Here is a 22,268-nt window from a genome sequence, read left to right on the forward strand (position 1 = left end):
CTACGGGGCCATGAGGGTGAGGAGTCGGTCGTCGACGGCCTGGACCAGGGGTTCATCGCGCCAGGGGCGCAGATGCCGGGCGGCGGCGAAGGCGAGGGTGAGACCCCCGCCAGCCCGGGTCCTCTCGATGACATCGACGGCCTGGTGCAGGTAAGACGTGGCGGCCTCGACGTCGCGCTGGAGGATGCTTGCGAGAGCGAGGTTGCCGAGGACGACGGCGGTGGACTTGTGGCTCGTGGCGACCAGATGTCGAGCGGTCTCCAACGCGGAGATGGCCGCATCCGGCTTGCCTAGGAACAGCCAGCAGGAGCCGGCGAGCCGCGCGTGATGGCTGGGGCAGAAGAGGGCGACGGCCGGGTCGTCTGCGTCCACGCTGGCAAAGTGAGCCTCGGCCCGGCCGAGTGCGTCGGAGCAGTCGCGGGCCTGGTCGAGCATAGCGTGCGCCTCCGCGCGGTGCAGCTGGGCGAGGCCGGCGACGACATGGCTGTCCCGGTGACTGGTGGCCGCGGCGCGCGTGGTCAGGGCGAGGCCGACGGTCGGCTGCCTCGTGCCGTAGAGGGCGAGGTAGCTCTTGCGGAGCAGCGCGTTGGCCTCGGTGACGACGTCGCGTGTTTCCCGGGCGGCGCTGATCGCCTGGTCGAAGTACGTGACGCTGGTGGCATGGTCGCGGCGCTGGGAAGCGTCCCAGACGAGCTGGCCCATCAGCGTCGCGGACTCGGCGACGGCTGCCGCCAGTTCACGCCGGACCTGCCCGCTGCTGTTGCTCTCCAGGAAGGTCGCCTGACCGTGCAACTGCCCGGCCTCGGCGAGCAGGAGTGTCGAGGGTGTGCGGTCGTAGCGCTCGTCGAGGTGGCGCACGCGTTCCCGCAGGTACGCGACGGCGACCAGGTCGACATGGCCGGGATGGCGCAGGACGTAGCCGAGTCGCTCGTCCGGCGGTGACGGCGGCTGGCCCGTGTCGGTCAGGAGGTCAGCCAGTTCCTCGATCGACAGACTGAGGGCCGCGGCGAGGTGCGGTCGGTGCCAGGGCTGCGGGTCGGTTTCTGCCCGTTCCCACCGGACGACGGTGGAGCGGTCGACGCCGAGGGCTTCGGCGAGGCGTTCCTGGCTCAGACCGACTGCCTTGCGGCGCTGGGCCAGCCGGTGCCGGCGCTTGCCCGCCACGTGCCCGCTCCCTCCGCCGCCGGTCATTACGGACCCATTCATCCAGCTCACGCCCGTCGGCGCAATGGGGATGCGTCAGTTCTGCGCCGTTGCCGCGCTGGGAACCGGCTGCCCCCGGCGGTTGTCTGGACGCATGCGCGGCCACTCCAGGCACGAACCAGCGAGCGGGGGTACGAGGTGAGCATCGACAAGCGCGATCGCACCGGGACATTTGCGGAGAAGGTTGGTCTGGATCATTGGTTGCTATCGCCGCACTGCACTTCCTCTCGCGTGCGGGTGACTCCCCGTTTGCGTACCGCCATGAGGGCTGCGTGGGCGGGTGACCGGCGGTCTGCTCCCGACCGCCGCCGTGTGGCGGTGGGCTCGCCTATCCCCCGGCGGGCCCACCGCTCCCTGGGACGAGTCCCGGTGGGGAAGCGGGCATGACGGTGTACGTCTCGCGTAACGCGACGACCGGTCGGCCGTGGCATCCCGGCCCGCCGGCACCTGCGGCTTCGCAAGCGCACACGCGGGTGGCGGATCCGCCGCTGCTCACCCACGTGTGGCGTCAACTGTTCGAGCAGCGGGCCCGAGAGAGCAACCACCCATGACCGACGAGCAGCCGCGCCGCGTCCCGGCGCACCGCCTCACCTCCGGGCAGAGGGAGCACCTGTCGCTGCGTCCGCTGTGGCTGTGCCGCACCTGTGGGCAGCCGTGGCCCTGCGGTCGCGCCAAGCTCAATCTCCTGGCCGAGTACGACGGCAGCCCGGTCAGCCTGTTCCTCTACCTGGCCGGCTGTCTCCACGACGCCATCGACGACCTGCACAAGCTCAATCCCACCACGACGGGCACCGCCGCCGACATGTTCGACCGCTTCCTCGGCTGGCCCGCCCGCCACACCCGCTCCTACCAGATCACCACGACCGACCTCGCGCAGACCGAGGAGACAAGACCGTGAGCGGCATCGGTGTCATCAGTGCCGTAGGGCGGCCGGCGACCACCGGTACGTTCCTTACCCTCGTCCTGCAGCCCACCGCCTTCTGCAACCTGGACTGCACCTACTGCTACCTGCCCGACCGGAGGTCCCGCTCATGACAATTCCGGTCGCGGAAGCGTGCGCCGCGTCGATCGAGCAACTGAACTGCGAGCGCACCCGCTGAGCGCTGGCCAGTTCGGCACGACCTCCGCGTCCTCGTGACGAGGCGAAACCGTCAAACAGCCGCGGGGTGGCGTGCCTATCCCGCGCCCACGCAGGTTGAGGACACATGCGCACCACCACGATCGGCGACGTGAAGGTTCTTCTGCCGGACCTCGAACCGGGCGACCTCGACACCACGACGGACCTGGCCGGCGGCCTCACCGAGGCCCTCGTCGAGGGCGCAGCGTGGCACGGCTCGCACCTTGAGGACGTCAGCATCCGCAGCAGCCTGATCACCGGCGTGGACCTGAGCGAGAGCACCTGGGAAGCGGGCAGCCTCTACGGCTGCGAGATCACCCGCACCGACTTCTCCGGCGCGACCCTGACCGGCATCACCATCGAACGCTGCGCCATCACCGGCTCCCGGTTCACCGGCACCAGACTCACCGACGTACGCCTCAAGGACGTCCTGTTCGACGGCTGCCGCTTCGACTACGCCACCTTCCAACGCGTCACCGCCGCCGGCTCGGTTGCCTTCACCGACTGCACTCTCACCAACGGAGCGTGGTCCTCCTGCCGACTACCTCGCATCGCGCTGCGGTCATGTGACCTCGCCGGACTGGAATTGGGCTCCTGCCACCTCGACGGCACAGACCTGCGGGGCAACCGGCTCCAGGGCCTCAAGACGCCGCTGGACAACCTGTGCGGCGTCACCCTCGGCGAGGACCAACTTCCTGACCTCACCCAGCTGACCGTCGCCGCCCTCAAACTCACCGTGCGCAACGACTGAAGCCGAGGAAGCGTCGTGCTCGCTCAACCCACTGGCAGCCCGGACACGATCCTCGTCTGCGTCCGGGGCAACTCCGGCTCCGGCAAGAGCAGCATCGCCCGGGAGCTACGACGCCGCCACGGCCGGGGCTGCGCCCTGGTCGAGCAGGACTACCTGCGCCGCATCCTGCTGCGCGAGCGGGACAAGCCCGGCGGCGCGGCACCGGCGTTGATAGGGCAGACCGTTCGGTTCACGCTTGACCACGGCTATCACGTCGTGCTGGAGGGCATCATGCACAGCAGCCGCTACCGAAGCATGCTGACCCTTCTACGGGACGACCACCGCGGCCGGTCGCTGTTCTGCTATCTCGACGTGCCCCTGGCCGAGACCCTGCGCCGGCACCTCACTCGCCCGCAGGCCGATGAGTTTACCGCCGAGCACATGAGCGGCTGGTACGCCGCCCATGACGTCCTGGACTGGCCCGACGAACTCGTCCTACCCGAGACCACCGGACTGAACGAGGCCGTCAAGACCATCGCCGCTGTGGCTGGGCTACCCCAGACCGGACGCGATGCACGACTTGCCTGCGAGCGTTCCGTCCCCGTAGAGCAGCTCAGCCGGCCACCGGTGCCGTTCCGGCGCACCGTTCGCCAACATCAGCCCTGAGTGGCCAGACAGCCCGCCAAGTACGGCGACTGCGATGGCATGGAGCTCGCCCTACCGCGCCCGCCTGAGCCAGTTCTCGACGACAGTGAAGTCATGCTCGGTCAGCCCGCGACGTGGGTCGACTCGATGTAACAGGGTCGGGCTGTGGTGATGAGTCGACACCCACTGCTGATCGGCGTGGGAGATCTCGTCGTCGACCCAGACGAAGGGGCGTCCCTGCGCCCACTCGACCAGTCCACGGGTCTTCCAGTGCAGGACGCTTGCGTCGTCGGAGTCGGGCCATTCCACGACGGGCAGGGTCGGCAGCCCGAGCAGCGGCGTGAGCACGTCGTTCGCGTCGCTCATCCAGGTCGTCGCCCACACCAGATCACATGGCAGGGCCTTCAGCCGGCGGCCGTGTTCTGGATCGACCTTGTGCAGCAGGGGATGGGCGTCGGCCGATAGGACCGTTCCCTGGGTGTGGCCATGCGGCATGCCCGGCTGAGCCGCCCTGGGTGTGCCGAACGGGATGAGGGTGCCGTCCACGTCAAGGAACAGCAATGGACGCGACGCAGGGGCGGACATGACATGACCCGGGAGGCTAGCCCTCACCCCGCCAACGGCTACCTCCGCGCTCGGTGAAAAGGCGCCCGCACCGCCTTGAGGCCATTCTTCTCGCTGCTGCTCCGTGCCGGCAGGCGTGCGCCACCGACGGCGACCACGGCAGGGGCGGTGCCGGGGTGCATCTCACCGAATCCTTTCCGCTCCGGCGGCGCCGGTGACCCGACCACACAGCAACACCACAATTCACACCCTCAAACAAGGAGTTCTCGTGCTTTCGCCGACACCTTCACCTACTGCCATAGGCATTGGCAGCGACGAGTTCCGGCTTGATCCCCGTTCGGGAGTCGGGCTTGACGTCAGCGTTGACGTCAGTCTTCAGCCGGACCCCCGAACCGACCCCCTGTTCCTCTCACACCGCAGGCCAGCCCGGCTGTCAGCGCCGTCGGCTTGTCCTGCGACAGACCCTGCCTGGTCTCGGGTCTCTCCCCTGGGGCTGGCATCCCCTACCCGGAGAGGAGGTGACAGCCGGTGGATGGTCCAATCCTTCGGGTCCAGTCCCAGCTGACCGGCCGTGACCGTGTGCTGCTGGGCTGGTTGTACGACCACGGCGTGTTGACGTCGTTCCAGCTCGCGAACGCCTTGTTCCCATCGTTGGACTTCTGCCAGCGGCGGCTGCGGACCCTGTACCGGTTGCGGTTGGTGGCCCGGTTCCGGCCGCAGCGGGCCGACCGCGGCTCGTACCGTGTCCGGTCCCCGTCCCGATGGTTGTCCGACGCCGGGTCGGTCCGCCATCCGGTCCGGCCTCTTGTAGGACGCGGAAAGACGCGCGCGTCCGTTCCAGCTGCTGCTGTACGGCTGGCCTGGACGGATGACACTCGACCCACGGTAGGTAACCCTCGACGGCCCAGCACGCGTCGGCCCATGCCCCGTTGGGGCAGGGCGTTCCGCGGCCTCGACAGGAGCCCGCGGGTCAGCTGTAGGACCGCCTGGCGGCTGACCCGCTCCAAGAAGTGGTCGCCTCTGCGTAGCTGCGCACCTGGAGACGATCTTCATCAGTGCGGACACGGCCGACCTCAGCTGTGCCTTCGATGCCTGGTGTTCGGTGACTCGATCGGGCTGTTGATCATCGGTCGACTCCCGGGTGACCAGCTGGTTCAGCCCTCGCTCTGGCGCGTTCCGGCGACGACACCGGCGCCACTGGCGGGTAACGTGCCGGGTTCCAGCATCTCGTCGGTGTGGCACCGGGGATCGTGGGCCGCGTAGAGCAGGGACAACTGTTGGTGAAGCCGGCGCCGTTCGTCCTCGCGGAGGGCAGCGAGAAAGTCGTCCTCGGTGCGGCGCACTGCCTTGAGGGCTTCTGACAGGGTGGCGCTGCCGTCTGCGGTGACGCTGATGGCCTGTTTGCGGCGGTCGCTGGGGCTGCGGTCCCGCCGGACGTACCCGTTGCGCTCGAGTTCGTCGATGACCGCGACCATCGTGGTGCGGTCGAGTCCTGTCTGCCGGCACAGGTCGCGCTGGGACAGTTCCCCGTCCTGGACGAACGCCAGTACCCGCAGGTCGCGACCGCGTATACGGAAGGGCAGGAGCGCCTGTTCCATCCTGGCGCCAGCGAGGTCGGCCAACTTCAGCAGGAGGTACCCGGTGGTGGAGGAGATGGCTTCGGATGAGCGCATCCCCCGAGCTTAATCATCCGTCCGGCTGATTATCAGCTAGGCTGACGATCAGCCCAGCCGACCCCACTTTGGAGAGTCGCATGAAGACGCGCGTCATCCTCGTCATCGTCGGCGCGATCACCGCAACGCCCGCACTTGCCTTGTTCTGGCCGCGGCTACTGGCGAGCAGTTACGGATTGGCTGATCCCGACCGCATGACCACCGCGCTGCTCCAGCACAGGGGTGTACTGCAGGCGGCTCTTGGCGCGGCCATCATCTGGGGAGCCTTCTACCTGCCGGCCAGAGTGCCGGCGGCGGCGACCGCCATCATCACCAAGACGGCGTTTCTCGCCCTGACCGTCGTCGATGTCGGGATGCGAGCCGACATGAACCTCATCTCGCTGGTGTTCGACCCGCTCGCCATCGTCATCCTGGGCGTCGTGATCGTGCTCCACTTCCGCGAATCGTCACCCGCCGCTGCACCAGCCTGAATCCCGGTATCTGTGCGACCCCACCGCACGCGCTCGTCCCGACCTGAGAGTTCCCCGCTGTGGTGCCTGAACCCATTCCTACCGGTACCCCGGAGACGATCCTCGTCTGTGTCCGCGGTAATTCCGGCTCGGACAAGAGCAGCAACGCCCGGGAGCTGCGGCGCCGGCACGGCCGGGGCTGCGCCCTGGTCGAGCAGGACCATCTGCGGCGCATCGTGCTCCGCGAGCGGGGCCGGCCCGGTGGCGCGGCGCCGGCGTTGATCGAGCAGACGGTCCGGTTCGCGCTCGACCACGGCTACCACGTGGTGCTGGAGGGCATCATGTTCTCCCGCCACTACCGACGGATGTTGACGGCGCTTCGCGACGGCCACCGGGGACGGTCGCTGTTCTGCTACCTGGACGTGTCGTTGCCGGAGACTCTGCGTCGGCACCTCACGCGTCCGCAGGCCACCGAGTTCACCGCCGAGGAAATGGGCAGTTGGTACGCCGCACACGACGTGCTGGGCTGGCGCGACGAACTCGTCATTCCGGAGACCACCGTCCTGGAGGACGCCGTAGTGGTCATCGCCGCAGCGGTCGGGCTGCCCAGGCCGGCCGCGACGACGACGCGCTTCCGACAGTCCCGTGACTCGTCGGAGACTCTTCAGGGGAACGGCCGTCGGAGTCCGGTTACGTCTGCTCAAGCCAGGGAAGTGCGCCAGCCGGGAGCAGTTTCAACGTAGCCAGCGGACGCGTTCTTCGATTCCGCCGATCGCTTTCCGCCACACACCGCTGAACAGCCCGCCCTGGAGGGACGCAAGTTGGCGACGGGCACCCCAGCCGGCGATCGGCCTGTCGACGATCCGAAAAAGATCATCGAGGTGATCCAGGGGCGAACCCACGGTCAGCAGCTTCAGCACATCGGCAAGCTCGAACGCCTCTGAGATCTCGCGAATGAGATCGCGGTGGGCGATGAACAGGGTCGGAACCCATTGCGCCGGCGGAAATCTCAGGCTGTATGCGATGAGGTCGAAGTCGAAGCTGTGGTCGTCGTCAGGCTCCTTCGCCGTGCTGCCCATCCGGTCCATGAAACCTTCCCATCCCGCGATGGTGGCCAATTCATGGGCTTCGGTCCTGGCCACATACTTGCGCAGGGATTCCGCGGATCTGAATACGAGCAGACGACTCTGGGCGCCGAGGAAAGCCGCTTCGGTCCGTTGGTCGTCGAGGTGCGCTCGAAGCGTGTACCCCCTTTCACCCGATCGAAGTGAGATGGCAATCGGGTGAATTGCTGAAGGCGAATCCGCTGAGGTGCCCTCGGGGCTCGCGCCTGGGAATCCCGGGTGCGTCCACCGAGCTCTGGGGTGCTCGCGTTCGCGGGTCTCGCGCTCGCGTGTCTGGCGTTCGCGGTCCTGGCGTTCGCGCGTCTGGCGTTCGCGGGTCTCGCGTTCGCGGTCCTGGCGTTCCCGGGTCTGACGCTCGCGGTCCTGACGTGCGCGGGTGTGGACATCTGTCAGATGCTTGTACGCCGCGTTGATCTGCTGCATTTGCCGGGTGACTTCCTCCCGGACCTTTGCCGGACTCGACTGATGCCGGTCGGGATGCCAGATCTGCGTGAGAAGGAGGTAGCGCTCCCGAATCTCCGCGACCGACGATTCGCGTGTCACGCCGAGAAGCGTGTACGGATCCTGCCCGTCAGGAAACATGATATCCACCGGATCTTATGAACAATCGGGGCGCGTGCCCGGTGATCATAACAGCAATTGTCGATACGTACGCGCCCTGGGCCGCCGCAGTGAGCCGCCGCACGCGTCCATTCGTGGGTGACCGTACGGTGCGGGCTGGTGGCGGGCCAGGCAGCGGCCGAGTTGGTACCGACCCTCAGGCGCGGAGGTGTCGGCGGATGTCCCGTGCCAGGGCCGCCTGCGCCTCCTCGTCGGTCGGGAGGACGCCGTTCTCGGCCATGAGGTCGTGGAACTGCTGCTGCTGGTGGTGGTGGTACGGCGCGGGGGTAGCGGCGCGAGGTGCCAGTGCAGGTGCGCGTTGCCCTGCTGGCTGGGAGTACATCCGTTCCGTCGGCAGGGCCGCAGCGAGCGCCGTTGCGACTGCGTACACGATGTCCTGGAAGCGGAGGAAGTCGTGCTGCCGCATGGCCCGCACCCAGCTTTCGATGTGCTGCTTCGGCTGGGCCTCCATCCGGGCAGCCCAAGATCCGGCGCGCGTACCGGGAAGGCGTCGCAGGACCACACCGGGCCCGGCCCGGTGCGCCGGATAGGTTCGCGTGCGGTGGGTAGACGGCGCGCGTGCCCGCGAACCAGGAGCCGACAGCCGAAACCGACCCGGCACCGCACGGGCGGACTCGGGCTGGCCGGACGTTCGCTGCCCTGCGGGAGCGGGGGCGGCACGTGGTACGCGCCCGTGCCTGGCGGTTACGCCTGTTCGGCCTGCTCGCCGTGCAGGCCGGCATCGCGGCGGCGCTCGCCTGGTTCGTGGGGTACCAGTTCCTGGACAATCCATCCCCGGTCCTGGCGCCGACCACCGCGGTCGGCACCGCGGTCGGCATCGTGGCCGCCTCGATGGGATCCCGCCTACGGCGCACCGTCGAGCTGCTGGCCGGGGTGGTCCTCGGGCTCGCAGTCGCTGACACGCTCGTGCCGCTGTTCGGCATCGGGGCCTGGCAGACCGGCGCGGTCGTCGTGCTGGCGATCGTCGTCGCCATCCTGCTCAAGGGCGGCGGGTCACTGCTCACCCAGGCCGGCGGTACCGCGGTGCTCATCGCCACGCTGGAGCCGCCGGTGCGTGAACTGTCCGTCCCCCGCTTCGTCGACGCCGCGGTCGGGGGGCTGATCGGGCTGGCAGTCGGCCTGCTGTTGGTGCCCATCCACCCGCAACGACGGTGCAGCGGCTGGCCGAACCCGTTCTCGACCCGGGGATGGCGGCCATGCACGATCTGGCCACGGCGTTGCGTGCCCGCGATCTTGATGAGGCCCAGCGGAGCCTGCGCCGGTTGCGCAGCCTCGACAGCCGGCTGACCGCGCTGGAGGAGGGGCTCAGCGCCGCCCAGGATGTGGTGCGATTAGCCCCGCTCCGCTGGCGAACGCACCTCCCTGGCCTTCTACACCGAGGCCGTCCGGCATCTGGAGCGCAGCCTGCACAGCTGCCGGTCCATCGCGCGGCGACTCACGACAGCCCTCAAGGACGACGAACCGATACCGGAGGAGCTGCCCGCCGCCATCGACCTGCTGGCCGACGGCGTGCAGACCCTGAGGTGCACGATTCGCACCGGCGGGGAGCCCCACGAGGCGCGCGAGCAGATCCTGGCGGCCGTCGAGATGGTCGGACGGGCGCGGGGAGAAGATGTGCCGGACCCCACGCGCCCGCACACCCACCGTCTGGGCTACTCGGGGCTGATCGCCGTGGGTGAGTTCCGGACGGCCGCGCACGATCTGCTCACCGCCAGCGGGTTGGACCCCGGCAGAGCGGCAGCGCTGGTAAGACGGGCGGTGGACAGCGACGATCGGGACTAAGCGGCAGGGACTGCCCCGAACAGGCCCGCGGGCGGTGCGTGGTGGCCCTCCTTGACGTGCGAGTAGTCGCGAGCCTCCGCCACGAGGCCAGCTTCGTCGAAGCGCACCAACGTGCAGCCGGAGATGGTCGTCGGTTGGCCCTTGACGTAGATCACCGACCAGTACTCCACGGCAGCCGCATCGCCGTCGACCTGCGGCTCGGCGAACCACACCTCCGCAGGGCGGGACTCCTCGCCGAAGCACTCCTGCAGATAGACCCGAAGCCCGGAACGCCCGCGGTACCGGCGGAACATCGAGGCCCAGTGGTCGCCGTCCTCGCTCTGCAGGGCGGCGATCGCCTCAACGTCCCTGACCGGCCAGGCTTCGGTCCATGTCCTGGCCCACCTCTGGGCCAACTTCCGAGTGTCCACGACCGTCTCCTCCGCCAACCGATAGCCCATGTCACCGCAGGTGGTATCAGGGACCCCTGACATCCCCGGGGGAGGACCCACGCCCTACTCCTGAGCCGCCAGCCGCGCGACCGCCTGGGCCAGGACCTTCGCCCGCGTTTCCGGGGTGCGAGCCTTGAGGAGCGGCAGGATCACGGCGTACCGGGCGGAGCGGCCGAGCCGCTCGAAGGCGGCGGTCGCGCGGGGTTCGCCGACCAGCGCGGCCGTCAGATCGGGCGGGACGGCGGCGGTGCGCTGCGACTCGTACGCCGCCTCCCACCGCCCGTCCGCCTTGGCGGCCGCGACCTCCGCGAACCCTGCGGGCCGCATCCGCCCGGCCGCCGTCAGTGCCTCGACCTTCGCCACGTTGACCTGCGACCACGAACTCCGTGGCCGGCGGCGCGAGTACCGCTGGAGGAACGACACGTCGTCGAGGCCCTTGCGCTGACCGTCGATCCAGCCGTAGCAGAGCGCCACGTCGAGCGCGTCCACGATCGTGATCGAGGCGAGCCCCGAGTGTCGCTTGGCGATCCGCAGCCACGCCTCGCCCCGCACCTCGTGCTGCGCGGCGAGCCAGGTCTCCCATGCCGTGGCGTCGGCAAAGTCGTGCACGTCCACGTCACGCCGGTTTCACGGACGAGAGGACGTCGAGGTAGTGCGGGTTGTTCATGACACCCAGCACGTTGCCGAACGGGTCGACCACGGCGGCCGTGATGAACCCCTCGTCCCCGTGCGGTGTGATCGGCTGGTACTCCGTGGCGCCCATCGCCAGCAGCCGCTCGACGGTGGCGTTGAGGTCGTCGACGTGCCAGTGCATGACGGCGCCGCCGGGCCCGGTCGCGCCGGGCGGCGCGTACCTGCGGTCGATGATGCCCAGCTCTGCCTGGTAGTCGCCGATGCGGAACTCGGTGTAGGCGGGGCGCCCGTCGGGTCCGGCCCGCAGGAAGTAGGCCTCCATGCCCAGGAAATCCGCGTACCAGGCCGTCGCCGCTGCCACGTCGTCCGCCCAGATGTTGAGTGTGGCGAATCCTCGCAGGCTCATCACGTGTCCCCTCGTCGATGGGTTCCGCGGCCACGCTATCGGCTATTGCGGAAGCTGCTGTTCCTCAATGACGGGCAACCGCGGAGTTGTGGCAAGTGCTTGCGGTAGCAACGAATCGCGACAACGATGTCTCAATAGCCGTCGATGCATTGGAGTAGCGCATGCGAGCAGGAGCAGCCAGGACCGTCGCCGTGCTGACCATGTCCGCGATCATGACCGTCGGGCTCGGTGTCCTGGCGTCACCCGCCTCAGCGCAGGATTCCGGCCTGACCTTCTACAGCGGGACCTTCACCACGAAGGTCGCGAACGTCCCCGCTCCGACCGGAGAATGCACGGCGCTACCCGCGACCGCGGACAGCCACGTCGGTTGGAGCGGCTTCCGGGACGTCACGTTCTATCAGACGCCGGACTGCTCCGGACCGGCGACGGGTGTGGGCACCCTCCGCACCTATCCGGCCGGCCGCTGGACGAGTTTCCGCGCTTTCTGACCCGCAGGCCGAGGCGGGCGGGAGCCCGCCCGGCCGGCCTGTGCGTCGATGACGGGTCAGAAGAGGGTCAGGGGCTCGACCGGTATCGGCTCGGGTAGCGCTTCGAGCTCCGGTACGCGTGCTCGTACCTCATCGTGGAAGCGACGGGCGAGCACGGGCGCGTCGGCGTTGTCCGGGGTGTGGATGAACATCGTCGGCGAGCGTCCCTCGCGCAGCCACCCGGCGACGACGTCGACCCAGCGCTGCCACCCTTCGACCGTCCGCGTGGTGTCGTCGCGGCCGAGGTAGCGGACGATCGGCCGGTCCGTCAGAGCGAGCGAGCGGAGTGGCACGCGCGGCTTTTTGGTCCAGGCGTCCCGCTCCGCGTCGCTGGTCGGCGGGCTGGTGAAGAACGCGGTGGTGTCGAAGGGAATCCACTCCGCGGCCGCGGCGGTGAGGGTCTCCGCCAGGAGTCGGGTCGCGCGGGGTTCGGTGAAGAACGCGGGATGGCGGACCTCGACGGCGTACCGGTGGGAGCGGGGGAGCCGGCTCAGGAAGCCGCTCAGGGTTGGGACGTCAACGGGCGAGAACGACCCTGGCAACTGGATCCAGAGCGCATAAGCGCGTGGGCCGAGCGGCTCGATCGCGTGCAGGAACGCGCGCAGCGGCTCGTCGGCGTCGGTGAGCCGGCGTTCGTGGGTGACGATCTTGGGAAGCTTGAGGACGAACCGGAAGTCGGGATCGGTCTGCGCGGCCCAGGACGCCACGGTGTCCCGGGCCGGAGTCGCGTAGAACGTCGTGTTTCCCTCGACGGCGTCGCACCAGCTGGCGTAGTGCCGTAGGCGCTCCTGCGGCGGAAGGGGATGCGCCAGCAGGCGGCCCTGCCACGACCTGTGGGTCCACATCGCGCATCCCACATGAAGACGCATGACCGATCCCTCCCCAGGTGAACCGCCTGACCGGAGCCCACGCTATACGCGCCGCCCACCTGTTGCGGCTCCGCCTATCCGACGATCAGGTCGAGCGTCGCGAGCTGCGCGGGGTCGGCCACCACCTCGATGCCGATGATCCGGTCGGTGACGATGAAGCTGAGCGCGAGCCGGGCATCCCCGCCGAGCTCCACGACCGCCCCCGGCATCCCATCGACGTACGCCGGCGACGCCCCCTGGGCGCGGCCGTTGAAGAAGCCGGCGATGGTGGCCGAGCCGCGTGTCTCGGCGGCCGACCCCAGGCCTGCGGCCACCGGATCGGCGCGCATGACGACGTGCGGGTCGAGCAGGTTGACCAGGTCGTCGAACCGGCCCTCGCGCGAGGCGGCGAGGAACGCCTCGACCACTCGCCGCTGCCGGGCCGGGTCCGTCTCCCGGACGGTCCCGCTCTGGTGCACCCTGCGGCGGGCGCGGCTGGCGATCTGGCGGACGGCGGCGGGACTGCGGTCGACCACCGCGGCGATCTCCTCGAACGAGACCGCGAACATGTCGTGCAGTACGAACACGAACCGTTCGGTCGGCGCGAGGGTGTCCAGGACTACCAGGAGCGCCCGGCCGACCGACTCGGTCAGCACGGCCTCACGCTCGGGGTCGACCGGGGCGCCGTCGGTCGGGTCGGGCTCCGGTGCGGCGGTGCCCCACGGCTGCTCCGGGCGGGCGGTACGCGTTCGCAGCCGGTCCAGGCAGACCCGGCCGACCGTGGTCGTCAACCACCCGGGGAGGTTGTCGATGCCCGCGACATCCGCTCGACTGAGCCGCAACCAGGTGTCCTGGACGGCATCCTCGGCCTCGGTGCCGGAGCCCAGCATCCGGTGGGCGACCGCCCGTAGCCGTGACCGGTTCTCCTCGAAGCGCCGGGCCAGCAGATCCGCCTCGATCATGACCTCACCACCCCCGGGCGCACCTGAGCTTTTGTGACCGCCGCCACATCTGTCACGCCGTCCGTCTGCCGGCCGACATTCCAGTGACAACCGGGGACGTCGTACCACGACGCGCGCCGGGCAGCCTAACAAGACGGGACGACCGACATGATCATCGAACCGCGCATCCAGAACCCCGCCAGCCTGCTGCCGGACACGGTGAAGGCGATCAACCTGCTCTACAAGGCCGCGCACTCGGCCGGGGTGCCGGGCAGCACGCTGGAGCTGGTGCACCTGCGGGTCAGCCAGATCAACGGGTGTGGGGCCTGCGTCGACTCGGGTGCTCGGGGCGCCCGGAAGGGGGGCGAGACCGAGGAGCGGCTGTTCGCGGTGGCCGCCTGGCGGGATACCCCGTACTTCACCGAGGCGGAGCGGGCCGCGCTGGCGCTCGCGGAGGCCGCCACCCGGCTCGCCGATCGGGCCGACGCGGTGCCGGACGACGTCTGGGCGGAGGCGGCCCGGCACTTCGGCGAGAAGGAGCTCGGCGCGATTGTGCTCTGGGTGGCCACCAGCAACTTCTTCAACCGGCTCAATGTCACCACCCGGCAGCCGGCCCCGCAGGCATGGGGCTGACAGCCCGCTGGGTCTGATCGCCTGATGCTCAGCAGCTGCCCCGAATGGACGACTGCTGAGCATCAGGTGATCGAGGGCGTGCTGATCGTCAACTTGAGGTTGACGGCGGAGGCGCGTCAACCTATGGTTGACGTATGACGGATCCTATCCAGATGAGCAATCCCGTTCGCCTCGACGACCTGATCCAGGCGATCAAGAAGGCACACAGCGACGCCCTCGACCAGCTCACCGACGCGGTGATCGCCGCCGACCACCTGGGTGACGTCGCCGACCACCTGATCGGTCACTTCGTCGACCAGGCCCGGCGCTCGGGCGCCTCCTGGACCGACATCGGCCGCAGCATGGGGGTCAGCAAGCAGGCCGCGCAGAAGCGCTTCGTGCCGAAGGCCTCGACCGAGGCGGCAGCCCTCGACCCGAACGCCGGCTTCGGTCGGTTCACGCCCCGCGCCCGCAACGTGGTGATGGCCTCGCAGGAGGAGGCGCGCGCCGGCGGGCACGCCGAGATCGGCCCCGGGCACCTGGTGCTGGGCCTGCTCGCCGAGCCGGAGGGGCTGGCCGCCAAGGTGATGGCTGGTCGGGGCGCCTCGCCGGAGGCGGTGCGCGAGGCGGTGGGCGCAGCCCTGCCGCCGCCGGCCGACCAGGTCCCGGACCTCATCCCGTACGACGCGCGCGGCAAGAAGGCGCTGGAGCTGACCTTCCGGGAGGCGCTGCGGCTCGGGCACAACTACATCGGCACCGAGCACATCCTGCTCGCCCTGCTGGAGCAGGAGGATGGCGCCGGCGTGCTCACCAACCTCGGCCTGGAGAAGTCGACCGTCGAGGCCGACCTGGCCGCCGCCCTCGCCGCGGCAGTCGGGCAGAAGTGACCTTCCGGGATCAGGGCGCCGGGAAGCCGTAACGCAGGGCGTGCTCCGGATCGGCGGGGTCGATCTGGCGCACGCCCTGGTCGGCGAGGCGCTTGTTGACCTCGTCGAGCTGCTCACGCACCAGTCGGGCCTCCTCCTCGGTGACCCGTCCCCGGTGCGGCTTGCCGGCGTGGTCCAGCGTGCCGTAGTCGATCTTCTCAGCGCTCTTGCGGGCCTTCGGCGGGCGAACCCGCTCGGCCGTCTTCAGCAGCTGCGCCATCGGCACGTCGGTGGCCATCGCGTCGAACTCGCTGGCCGTCAGCACCACCCGGCGCGGCTCGCCGCCGCCGTGCCGGTCGTGGATCTCGACCACCGCCACGTCCAGCGCGGCGTCGTCGATGTTCTCCACCTCGGCCGGGGTGGCGTCCAGCTGCACGGGCCCGGCGACCAGGTCCGGGTGCTCCAGGACGACGATGCGGACCACCTCGTCGTCGTCCTGCAGGACCGTGCCGGTGAAGTCGGAGACGTGGATCGTCTTCTTGCCCATGCGCGGAGCTTCTCCTGTCGTAGGCCGGATTTCAGACCAGAAGAAGTTACCCGACAGGTGTGCGAAAGCCGGTGTTGGACAGCCCGGGTGTGTCGCCGGCCGCTGCCCGGGTCAGCGGGTGTTGAGACCCCGCCGTGCGGAACTGCCGGCCGGCAGCTTGTTCAGCTCCGCCCAGCACAGGGCGTCCGCGCCTCCCGTCGTGCGGGTTCCCCGGTATCGCGGCTGGGCCGGAAAGCGGTCAGCAGGCTCCGTTGCCCGCCAGAGTCGCTCGGGGTCCTGCTGGTAGCGGTCGTTCGGCTGAATCGGCATGACCATACCGTCCCAAACAAAGGTGTCCATGTATGGAAATACCTATGACGGTCGATCGGTGCGCCTGGTTCCCGGTCGCGACGGTGAAGTGATCCGCATCTCTGGAGTTGATACCCCCGGGGGGTATATGCTGCCGGGCATGGAGAACATGGGTCCCACCCGACTGGCCGTCGCCGCAACCCTGCACTGCCTCACCGGCTGCGCCATCGGCGAGGTGCTCGGCATGGTCATCGGCACCGCGCTCGGCTGGTCCGACCTGGCCACCATCGCCCTCGCCGTCGCGCTGGCGTTCGTCTTCGGCTACGCGTTGACGGTCCGCCCGGTGCTCCGTTCCGGCCTGCCGCTGGCGCGGGCGATCCGGGTGGCCCTGGTCGCCGACACGGTCAGCATCGCCGTCATGGAGCTGGTGGACAACGGCGTGATGCTCGCCGTGCCGGGCGCCATGCGGGCCGGCCTCACCGACCCGCTGTTCTGGGGCAGCCTGGCCGGCGCGTTGGCGGTGGCCTTCGTGGTCACGGTGCCGGTGAACCGGGCGCTGATCGTCCGCGGGCGGGGGCACGCGGCGGTGCACCAGCACCACCACCGTGGGCACCACCCCGACGTTCCGGCGGCCTCGTAGCCCGGCCCGGCCCTTGACGGATCGTCCGCCCGTCGGGGCCGCCCGGCGTACGGTGATCAACGACGGGCCGGCTGACGGGGAGGTGCGCATGCTCGACCGGCGGCTCCAACTGCACCTGGCCACCTGGCTCGGCCAGTGGCCGGCCCCGCCGGGGCTGCACGTCGTCGCCTCGCACCGGCGGGCCAAACCGGCCTGGGACGGCCGGCTGCGTCCGGCGCTCGCCGTGGACACCGGACAGAGCGCCGTGCTCTCCGTGCCACCGGACCGGGTGGCGGCGGTCCGCGCTCTGGCCCGGCGTGCGCCGGACCGGCTGCTCCCGGCGCTGCCGGAGACTGTCGGGCTGCCCGACTGGTGCGTGCACGACGGCCCCTTCCGGTGGAGCCTGGCTCCCGCGCCGCTGCCCGACGTGGGGGAGTGGACCGAGTCGACGGCGCCCGGGCTGCCGCCCTGGCTGCGGCTGTTCGACCGGCCGGTGCTGGTGGTCCGCGACCCGGACGGCAACTACCTGGCCGGGGCCGGGATCAAGCGGCACGACGCGTACGGGCGCGAACTGGCTGTCGGCACCGTGCCCGAGGCTCGCGGTCGCGGTCTCGCCCGCCGGCTCGTGGCGCAGGCGGCCCGGCGTGTGCTCGACGAGGGCGCGGTGCCCACCTACCTGCACGAACGGGACAATCACGCCTCGGCCCGCGTCGCGGGGGCGGCCGGCTTCCCGGACCGGGGCTGGCGTGCGTACGGGGTCTATCCACGCTGAGGCTGCGTCGCGGGGCGCGGACCGTGGATCCCGGGCCGGATCCACGGTCCGCAACCTTCCCCCAGGTCCCGGTTTCGGGTGACCGGCCGCGTGGTGGACGGGCCGGTACGTGTCGATCACGCTACGTATCGAGCAGGCTCGGTGCAAGGTGCGAGCTGTCGGTTCGGAGTGTCGAATAGCGGACTTGACCTGGGGCTGAGCTGGTCGAGGGTGCCGGCCAGCTCAGTGACGTAGCGTGCGGATGAGGTCGAGAACCTGCCGAGTCACGGGGCGGAGGACCCGCAGTCGGGACAGCGCCACGAGCCGGTCGATCAGCGGTACGACACCGTCGATCAGCTGCCGGGTCTTGGTCTGCCCGGAAGACCTGTCGTGCACCCAGTAGAGGACCACACCCATGTACGCCAGCCAGAGCAGCTCGGGCAGTTGGGGGCGTAGTTCGGCGTCGACCTTGGCGGTCGAGCCCGTCAACACCTCGGCGAAGAGGTCGATTGCCGCCTGCCGGGGGCCGGACGACTCGGCGGAGAAGGGGCTGAGCGGGGAGGTGGGCTCCGCCGCGGTCTTGAAGAAGGTGGCCGCGAAACCATGCGATGGGGTCAGCACGTCGATGCCGGCGTGCAACACCCCGGCGAGCCGGGCGGCGAACTCATCCTCCCGGTCGAGCACCGGTTGGGCGGCGGCCCGGTGCTCGATCTGCGATTGAGCGTAGAACTCCTGTATCAGGTGGTCCTTGGACCCGAAGTAGTAATAGGCGTTGCCGACCGCGACGCCAGCCTCCTGCGCGATCGCCCGCATGGTGGTCTGGGCGTAACCGCGCTCGCGGAAGAGCCGCATCGCGGTGTCCCGGATCAGCTGCCGTGTCTGCTCGCCTCGGGCGGTCGCAGGCTCACCCGCAGCGGTCGTCGGCGCAGTCTGCTCGGTCATCGAGGTCACCGTATCCCGCCATTTCGTCAGCCGGCTCAGCCCGCGCATCGCGAACCCGCTCCCGTATCGCCGAGGCGGTGGTCACCAGGTGCCGGGCGAGCGGCAACAGGCGCGGTCGGGCCAGCCGCTCAGCCGTCGACCGGTGGTCGGCCAATGCCCAGAGGCAGGCGAACCAGGCGCCGTCGCCCGCGTACACCTCGCCGCTGTCGGCCACCACGGTCAGGTCGAGCAGTGTCGCGTCGTGGTCCAGGCCGGGAAAGCGCCGCCGGGCCTCGGCCGAACCGGCCGGCACGAACTCCAGGGGTACGAGCTGGGCCCGGGAAGCCAGCCATCGGCGGGCGGCACGGCAGAGCGGGCAGTTCGCGTCGAATAGGACGATGAACTCCCGGATCCCACCGCCCCCGTATGCGGTGGGATCCGGGAGCCGGCCGTGGCTGTCGGCCGGTGAGGCAGTCATCGCGGCGGCGGTGGATTGTTCACCGACCCGCCGCCCGGCTGCGAGGTCGGCTCGGCGGCTGTCTGCGTGCCGGTCGGCAGGAGTGGGCTGGTCGGATGCGAGCCGTGCGGTGTGGACGGCATGGGCAGCCGGCCGACCGGTGCGAGAGGCGGATGAGTGGCGAGCTGGCGGAGTCGACCCCGGCGGTAGCGGCCGAGCGCGAAGACGTTGAAGAAGTGCAGCGCGCCGAGCACCAGCAGCACCAAGCCGATCTTGAGGGACAGCTCCTCCATCGCCTGGCTGGTCGAACCCACCGGGTCGGGGTGTTTCATCGCCACCGTCACGTAGCCGAGGTTGAGCAGGTAGAAGCCGACCACCAGGAGGCTGTTCACCGCTTGGGCCAGCCGCTCGTCGGCGAACACCTCCTCGAGGAAGATCTGCCCGTTGCGGGACAGAGCCCGGGCCACCCAGATGGTCAGGCCGATGCTGACTACGAGGTAGATCACGTACATCCAGACCTTGATGTCCATGCGGACGCCCTTCTTGAACGTGTTCAACTATCGACGGCGTTAGCTTAGGACAGATATTGAACATGTTCAAGAGAGGATGATCGGCCCTGGGCCCGACCGGTTCGACCGCTCAGCCGGCCAGGCCGAGCGCCTCCGCCGCCGCCCGACCGTTGGCGTGGCTGGCGCCGTACGTGGTGACGAAGGCGCGTACGCCGGTCGGACGCCACTGCGCCGGCCAGCCCATCTCCACCACGGTGACCGGGTGCTCCGCGGCCAGGCCGGCGATCAGGTCCGGGCCGCCGGGCAGCCGGTGCAGGTGCCGTCCGACCAGCACGATCGGTCGGTCGCCGGCCAGCTCACGCAGCGTCGCCTTGTCGGTTTCGGCGGCGATCACCCGGATCTCCTGCACACCGTCCAGGTGTGGGCCGAGGCCCCAGGGCACCCGCCCCTCGGCGATGGTGGACTCGGTGTGCAGCTGCACCACCAGCGGCCGACCCAGGCCGGTGAGGATCCCGTCCACCTGGACCGCCCGGCGCGCCGCCGCGTACCCCAGGTTGGTTTCGGGGGTGGCCGGCGATTCGCCCGCGATCCGGGTCCAGGTCGCGAGCGCGGCGGCGCGGCCGGCCGCCTCCTCGACGCGGGAGGTCGCCAGCCGGCCGTCGGTGAGCGCGTCGACGATCTCGGCGGCCACCCGCTCGACCAGCTCGGCGTCGACCTTCGCGCCGATGCAGAGCAGGTCGGCGCCGGCGGCCAGGGCCCGCACCGCGGCGGGCCCCACGCCGCCGGCCGCGACTGCCGCACCCTTCATCTCCAGCGCGTCGGTGATGACGGTGCCGGTGAAGCCGTACTCGGTGCGCAGCAGGTCGACGAGGACGGCCCGGCTGAAGGTGGCCGGACCGGTGCCGGTCAGCGCCGGCACGCGGATGTGCGCGGTCATCACCGCGCGCGCCCCGGCGGCGACGACCGCCGCGAACGGCGGCAGGTCCCGCTGGCGCAGCAGGGCCAGTGGAACGTCCACGGTGGGCAGCTCGTGGTGGGAGTCGGTGACGGTGGCGCCGTGGCCGGGGAAGTGCTTGGCGCAGGCGGCGACGCCGGCGGCCTGCAGGCCGGTCACGGCGGCGGCCGAGTGGGCCGCCACCCGCACCGGGTCCGCGCCGAACGACCGCGTGCCGATCACCGGGTTGTCGTCGGCGGTGTTCACGTCCACCGTCGGAGCGAGGTTGACGGTGATGCCGAGGGCGGCCAGCTCGGCGCCGATCGCCTGGTAGACCCGTCGGGTGAGCGCCACGTCGCCGATCGCGCCGAGGGCGGCGTTGCCGGGGTACGGGCTGCCGGTGGCGTGGGCCAGCCGGGTCACGTCGCCACCCTCCTCGTCGATGGCGATCAGCACGTCGGCCCGGCCGACTCGCAGCGCGGCGGTGCTGGCCGCCACCTGGGACGGGTCGTGGACGTTGGTGCCGAACAGGGTGTGCCCGGCCAGCCCGTCTGCTACCAGGTCGACGGCCCAGTCCGGGGGGACCGGTCCCGGGTACGCGGCGAGCAGCGTGCCGAGCGCGAGCCGGCGCAGTCCTGGATCGAGCCCCACGTGATCTTCCCCCTTCGGTACCCACGGGCACGAATGTCGTACCGGCGGTGGTCATCGCCCTGCCGGGTCGGCCGAGCGCTCCGCCTCCGGGTGGCCGATACGCTACGGCTACCCGTTCGCAGGTCGGTTTACAGTTAGCAAAGTTTACTAAAACTAGAGGACGTGGCATGAGTGCGACCCGGCTGCCCGGCACCCCCCGCCTGTTGCGGGCGCTCAACGACCGTGCCGCGCTGGAACTGCTGCTCGAACGGGGCCCGCTGACCCGCGCCCGGCTCGGCGAGCTGACCGGGCTGTCCAAGGTCACCGCCTCCCAGTTGGTCGAGCGCCTGGAGGAGCGTGGTCTGGTCGCCCGGGTCGGCGAGCAGGCCGGCGGGCGCGGCCCGAACGCCCAGCTCTACGCGGTACGCCCCGGCAGCGCCCACGTGGTCGGTGTGGACGTCGGGCCGGACCGGGTGGTGGCCGCGTGCGCCGACATCACCGGCGCCGTGATCGGCCGGGTCGAACAGTCCACCCGGGACACGGACGACCCGGTGGGCGTGGTGCACAACGCCGTGGTGCAGGCCGCGAGCAGCGCCCAGGCGCAGCTCAGCAGCGTACGGCGGATCGTGCTCGGCACGCCCGGTCTGGTCGACCCGCACACCGGCGACATCACCTTCGCCTTCAACCTGCCGCGCTGGCACAGCGGCCTGCTCGCCGCGCTGCGCGACGACCTGCACACCCCGGTGGTCTTCGAGAACGACGTCAACCTGGCCGCGGTGGCCGAAGCGCAGTCCGGGGCCGCGCAGGGGCTGGCCGACTTCGTGCTGGTCTGGGTGGGCGCCGGCGTGGGTCTGGCGATCATGCTGGGTGGGCGGCTGCACCACGGCAGCAGCGGCGCGGCCGGTGAGATCGGCTACCTGCCGGTGCCCGGTGCGCCCATCCCGCGTGACGTCTCCCGTCGCGCGAAGCCGGCGTTCCAGCAGTTGATCGGCGCGGATTCGGTGCGCGCGGTGGCCCGCGAGCACGGCTACCCGGACACCGACGCCGCCGAGGCCGTGCGCGCCGCCGTCGCCGACGGCGACGCTGGCGCCCCGATGCTCGACGAGTTGGCCCGCCGGCTCGCGCTCGGCGTGGCCAGCACCTGCGTGGTGCTCGACCCGCCGCTGGTGGTGCTCGCCGGGGAGGTCGGCCAGGCCGGCGGCGCCGCGCTCGCCGACCGGGTGCAGCAGGAGGTGGCGGCGATCACCCTGGTGCGGCCCCGGGTGGTGCCCACCGGGCTGACCGAGGAGCCGATCCTGCGCGGTGCGCTGCGCACCGCACTGGACGCCGTCCGCGACGAGGTGTTCGGCTCCACCATCGGCTGAGCCCGCTGGGGCGGTCATGTGAAGGAATATTTCACCGCTGGTCGGCATGCTGCAAGCTCTTGCCGCGACCGCTGCG

At 70.3% G+C, this 22,268-nt stretch carries 26 protein-coding genes and 4 pseudogenes; 15 read left to right on the top strand and 15 right to left on the bottom strand.

All coding sequences use genetic code 11. The features are described from left to right. Positions 1 to 1,164, bottom strand: coding sequence for a helix-turn-helix transcriptional regulator (locus KBX63_RS00655; RefSeq protein WP_307871571.1), 1,164 nt, complete (start codon positions 1,162 to 1,164; stop codon positions 1 to 3). A 422-nt stretch (positions 1,165 to 1,586) separates the two neighbouring features. Here KBX63_RS00655 and amcA point away from each other — a divergent pair, with 422 nt between their 5' ends. The 5 genes and pseudogenes from amcA to KBX63_RS00675 all read left to right on the top strand — a co-directional run. Further along, entirely contained in the window at positions 1,587 to 1,754 is a 168-nt protein-coding gene (amcA, locus tag KBX63_RS36205) for a multiple cyclophane-containing RiPP AmcA (RefSeq protein WP_305798318.1), read from the top strand. Beyond that, entirely contained in the window at positions 1,751 to 2,101 is a 351-nt protein-coding gene (locus KBX63_RS00660; RefSeq protein ID WP_210906739.1) for a hypothetical protein, read from the top strand. Before amcA ends, KBX63_RS00660 begins: the two co-directional genes overlap by 4 nt. Further along, positions 2,098 to 2,285: pseudogene (locus KBX63_RS00665) on the top strand (radical SAM protein); the annotation flags it as partial. The gene KBX63_RS00660 and the pseudogene KBX63_RS00665, both read left to right, overlap by 4 nt. Positions 2,286 to 2,408: 123 nt before the next feature. Continuing rightward, complete coding sequence (locus KBX63_RS00670) at positions 2,409 to 3,071, top strand: pentapeptide repeat-containing protein (RefSeq protein ID WP_210906741.1); 663 nt, start codon at positions 2,409 to 2,411, stop codon at positions 3,069 to 3,071. Between the two features lie 15 nt (positions 3,072 to 3,086). Then, positions 3,087 to 3,623 (top strand): annotated as a pseudogene (locus KBX63_RS00675) (kinase); the annotation flags it as partial. Between the two features lie 144 nt (positions 3,624 to 3,767). Here KBX63_RS00675 and KBX63_RS00680 read toward each other — a convergent pair. Beyond that, positions 3,768 to 4,280: an HAD domain-containing protein gene (locus tag KBX63_RS00680; protein ID WP_210906745.1), complete on the bottom strand. Its 513-nt coding sequence runs from the start codon at positions 4,278 to 4,280 to the stop codon at positions 3,768 to 3,770. Between the two features lie 507 nt (positions 4,281 to 4,787). Between KBX63_RS00680 and KBX63_RS00685 the strand changes: the two are divergent. Next, positions 4,788 to 5,000: pseudogene (locus KBX63_RS00685) on the top strand (replication-relaxation family protein); the annotation flags it as partial. A gap of 413 nt (positions 5,001 to 5,413) precedes the next feature. Here KBX63_RS00685 and KBX63_RS00690 read toward each other — a convergent pair. Beyond that, positions 5,414 to 5,932, bottom strand: a complete 519-nt coding sequence (locus KBX63_RS00690) for a MarR family winged helix-turn-helix transcriptional regulator (RefSeq protein ID WP_210906747.1) — start codon at positions 5,930 to 5,932, stop codon at positions 5,414 to 5,416. An 80-nt stretch (positions 5,933 to 6,012) separates the two neighbouring features. On the opposite strand from KBX63_RS00690, the gene KBX63_RS00695 reads away from it, so the two are divergent. Together KBX63_RS00695 and KBX63_RS00700 are read left to right on the top strand one after the other, a co-directional pair. Continuing rightward, positions 6,013 to 6,402 carry a hypothetical protein gene (locus KBX63_RS00695; RefSeq protein ID WP_210906750.1) on the top strand — a complete coding sequence of 130 codons (390 nt, stop codon included), beginning with the start codon at positions 6,013 to 6,015 and terminating at the stop codon, positions 6,400 to 6,402. A gap of 74 nt (positions 6,403 to 6,476) precedes the next feature. After that, positions 6,477 to 7,030, top strand: a pseudogene (locus KBX63_RS00700) (kinase). Positions 7,031 to 7,115: 85 nt separating this feature from the next. On the opposite strand, the gene KBX63_RS00705 reads toward KBX63_RS00700, so the two are convergent. Both KBX63_RS00705 and KBX63_RS00710 read right to left on the bottom strand, forming a co-directional pair. Then, positions 7,116 to 8,087 carry a J domain-containing protein gene (locus tag KBX63_RS00705; protein WP_247661490.1) on the bottom strand — a complete coding sequence of 324 codons (972 nt, stop codon included), beginning with the start codon at positions 8,085 to 8,087 and terminating at the stop codon, positions 7,116 to 7,118. A gap of 175 nt (positions 8,088 to 8,262) precedes the next feature. Further along, positions 8,263 to 8,577 carry a hypothetical protein gene (locus KBX63_RS00710; RefSeq protein WP_210906754.1) on the bottom strand — a complete coding sequence of 105 codons (315 nt, stop codon included), beginning with the start codon at positions 8,575 to 8,577 and terminating at the stop codon, positions 8,263 to 8,265. A 107-nt stretch (positions 8,578 to 8,684) separates the two neighbouring features. Between KBX63_RS00710 and KBX63_RS00715 the strand changes: the two genes are divergently transcribed. Next, complete coding sequence (locus tag KBX63_RS00715; RefSeq protein WP_210906756.1) at positions 8,685 to 9,413, top strand: aromatic acid exporter family protein; 729 nt, start codon at positions 8,685 to 8,687, stop codon at positions 9,411 to 9,413. 491 nt (positions 9,414 to 9,904) lie between these two features. Here the strand turns inward: KBX63_RS00715 and KBX63_RS00720 are convergent, their stop codons facing one another. The 3 genes from KBX63_RS00720 to KBX63_RS00730 all read right to left on the bottom strand — a co-directional run bounded on the left by KBX63_RS00720 (position 9,905) and on the right by KBX63_RS00730 (position 11,378). After that, positions 9,905 to 10,318, bottom strand: coding sequence for a nuclear transport factor 2 family protein (locus KBX63_RS00720; protein WP_210906758.1), 414 nt, complete (start codon positions 10,316 to 10,318; stop codon positions 9,905 to 9,907). Positions 10,319 to 10,402: 84 nt separating this feature from the next. Further along, positions 10,403 to 10,954, bottom strand: a complete 552-nt coding sequence (locus KBX63_RS36310) for a YdeI family protein (protein ID WP_210906760.1) — start codon at positions 10,952 to 10,954, stop codon at positions 10,403 to 10,405. A gap of 1 nt (position 10,955) precedes the next feature. After that, positions 10,956 to 11,378: a VOC family protein gene (locus KBX63_RS00730; RefSeq protein WP_210906762.1), complete on the bottom strand. Its 423-nt coding sequence runs from the start codon at positions 11,376 to 11,378 to the stop codon at positions 10,956 to 10,958. 161 nt (positions 11,379 to 11,539) lie between these two features. Here KBX63_RS00730 and KBX63_RS00735 point away from each other — a divergent pair, with 161 nt between their 5' ends. Continuing rightward, positions 11,540 to 11,866: a hypothetical protein gene (locus KBX63_RS00735; RefSeq protein WP_210906764.1), complete on the top strand. Its 327-nt coding sequence runs from the start codon at positions 11,540 to 11,542 to the stop codon at positions 11,864 to 11,866. Between the two features lie 56 nt (positions 11,867 to 11,922). Here the strand turns inward: KBX63_RS00735 and KBX63_RS00740 are convergent, their stop codons facing one another. Together KBX63_RS00740 and KBX63_RS00745 are read right to left on the bottom strand one after the other, a co-directional pair. Then, positions 11,923 to 12,750, bottom strand: a complete 828-nt coding sequence (locus tag KBX63_RS00740) for a DUF72 domain-containing protein (protein ID WP_210906766.1) — start codon at positions 12,748 to 12,750, stop codon at positions 11,923 to 11,925. 98 nt (positions 12,751 to 12,848) lie between these two features. Continuing rightward, positions 12,849 to 13,715 carry a sigma-70 family RNA polymerase sigma factor gene (locus tag KBX63_RS00745; protein ID WP_210906767.1) on the bottom strand — a complete coding sequence of 289 codons (867 nt, stop codon included), beginning with the start codon at positions 13,713 to 13,715 and terminating at the stop codon, positions 12,849 to 12,851. A gap of 147 nt (positions 13,716 to 13,862) precedes the next feature. Between KBX63_RS00745 and KBX63_RS00750 the strand changes: the two genes are divergently transcribed. Both KBX63_RS00750 and KBX63_RS00755 read left to right on the top strand, forming a co-directional pair. Continuing rightward, positions 13,863 to 14,327 (top strand): carboxymuconolactone decarboxylase family protein, encoded by a 465-nt coding sequence (locus KBX63_RS00750; protein ID WP_210906769.1) that lies wholly within the window; start codon positions 13,863 to 13,865, stop codon positions 14,325 to 14,327. A 134-nt stretch (positions 14,328 to 14,461) separates the two neighbouring features. Next, complete coding sequence (locus tag KBX63_RS00755) at positions 14,462 to 15,193, top strand: Clp protease N-terminal domain-containing protein (RefSeq protein ID WP_210906771.1); 732 nt, start codon at positions 14,462 to 14,464, stop codon at positions 15,191 to 15,193. Positions 15,194 to 15,203: 10 nt separating this feature from the next. Here the strand turns inward: KBX63_RS00755 and KBX63_RS00760 are convergent, their stop codons facing one another. Next, on the bottom strand, positions 15,204 to 15,719 hold the full coding sequence (locus tag KBX63_RS00760; RefSeq protein ID WP_210906773.1) for a hypothetical protein: 516 nt from the start codon (positions 15,717 to 15,719) through the stop codon (positions 15,204 to 15,206). A 448-nt stretch (positions 15,720 to 16,167) separates the two neighbouring features. On the opposite strand from KBX63_RS00760, the gene KBX63_RS00765 reads away from it, so the two are divergent. Together KBX63_RS00765 and KBX63_RS00770 are read left to right on the top strand one after the other, a co-directional pair. Next, complete coding sequence (locus tag KBX63_RS00765) at positions 16,168 to 16,647, top strand: DUF4396 domain-containing protein (protein ID WP_247661430.1); 480 nt, start codon at positions 16,168 to 16,170, stop codon at positions 16,645 to 16,647. 88 nt (positions 16,648 to 16,735) lie between these two features. Then, positions 16,736 to 17,398, top strand: a complete 663-nt coding sequence (locus KBX63_RS00770; RefSeq protein ID WP_210906775.1) for a GNAT family N-acetyltransferase — start codon at positions 16,736 to 16,738, stop codon at positions 17,396 to 17,398. A 222-nt stretch (positions 17,399 to 17,620) separates the two neighbouring features. Here the strand turns inward: KBX63_RS00770 and KBX63_RS00775 are convergent, their stop codons facing one another. From KBX63_RS00775 to KBX63_RS00790, 4 genes are all read right to left on the bottom strand, one after another. Beyond that, positions 17,621 to 18,319, bottom strand: a complete 699-nt coding sequence (locus KBX63_RS00775; protein ID WP_210906777.1) for a TetR family transcriptional regulator — start codon at positions 18,317 to 18,319, stop codon at positions 17,621 to 17,623. Next, entirely contained in the window at positions 18,282 to 18,776 is a 495-nt protein-coding gene (locus KBX63_RS00780; protein ID WP_210906779.1) for a thiol-disulfide oxidoreductase DCC family protein, read from the bottom strand. The genes KBX63_RS00775 and KBX63_RS00780 overlap by 38 nt, the downstream gene beginning before the upstream one ends. Then, complete coding sequence (locus KBX63_RS00785; protein ID WP_247661431.1) at positions 18,773 to 19,312, bottom strand: hypothetical protein; 540 nt, start codon at positions 19,310 to 19,312, stop codon at positions 18,773 to 18,775. Before KBX63_RS00785 ends, KBX63_RS00780 begins: the two co-directional genes overlap by 4 nt. Positions 19,313 to 19,394: 82 nt before the next feature. Beyond that, the gene (locus tag KBX63_RS00790) at positions 19,395 to 20,849 is read right to left on the bottom strand and encodes a glycoside hydrolase family 3 protein (RefSeq protein ID WP_210906781.1); all 1,455 of its coding nucleotides are present in this window, start codon (positions 20,847 to 20,849) and stop codon (positions 19,395 to 19,397) included. Positions 20,850 to 21,016: 167 nt separating this feature from the next. Here KBX63_RS00790 and KBX63_RS00795 point away from each other — a divergent pair, with 167 nt between their 5' ends. After that, entirely contained in the window at positions 21,017 to 22,192 is a 1,176-nt protein-coding gene (locus KBX63_RS00795; RefSeq protein WP_210906783.1) for an ROK family transcriptional regulator, read from the top strand. The last annotated feature ends 76 nt before the right edge of the window (positions 22,193 to 22,268 follow it).

This window comes from Micromonospora sp. U21 (assembly GCF_018070045.1).
GTDB lineage: Bacteria > Actinomycetota > Actinomycetes > Mycobacteriales > Micromonosporaceae > Micromonospora.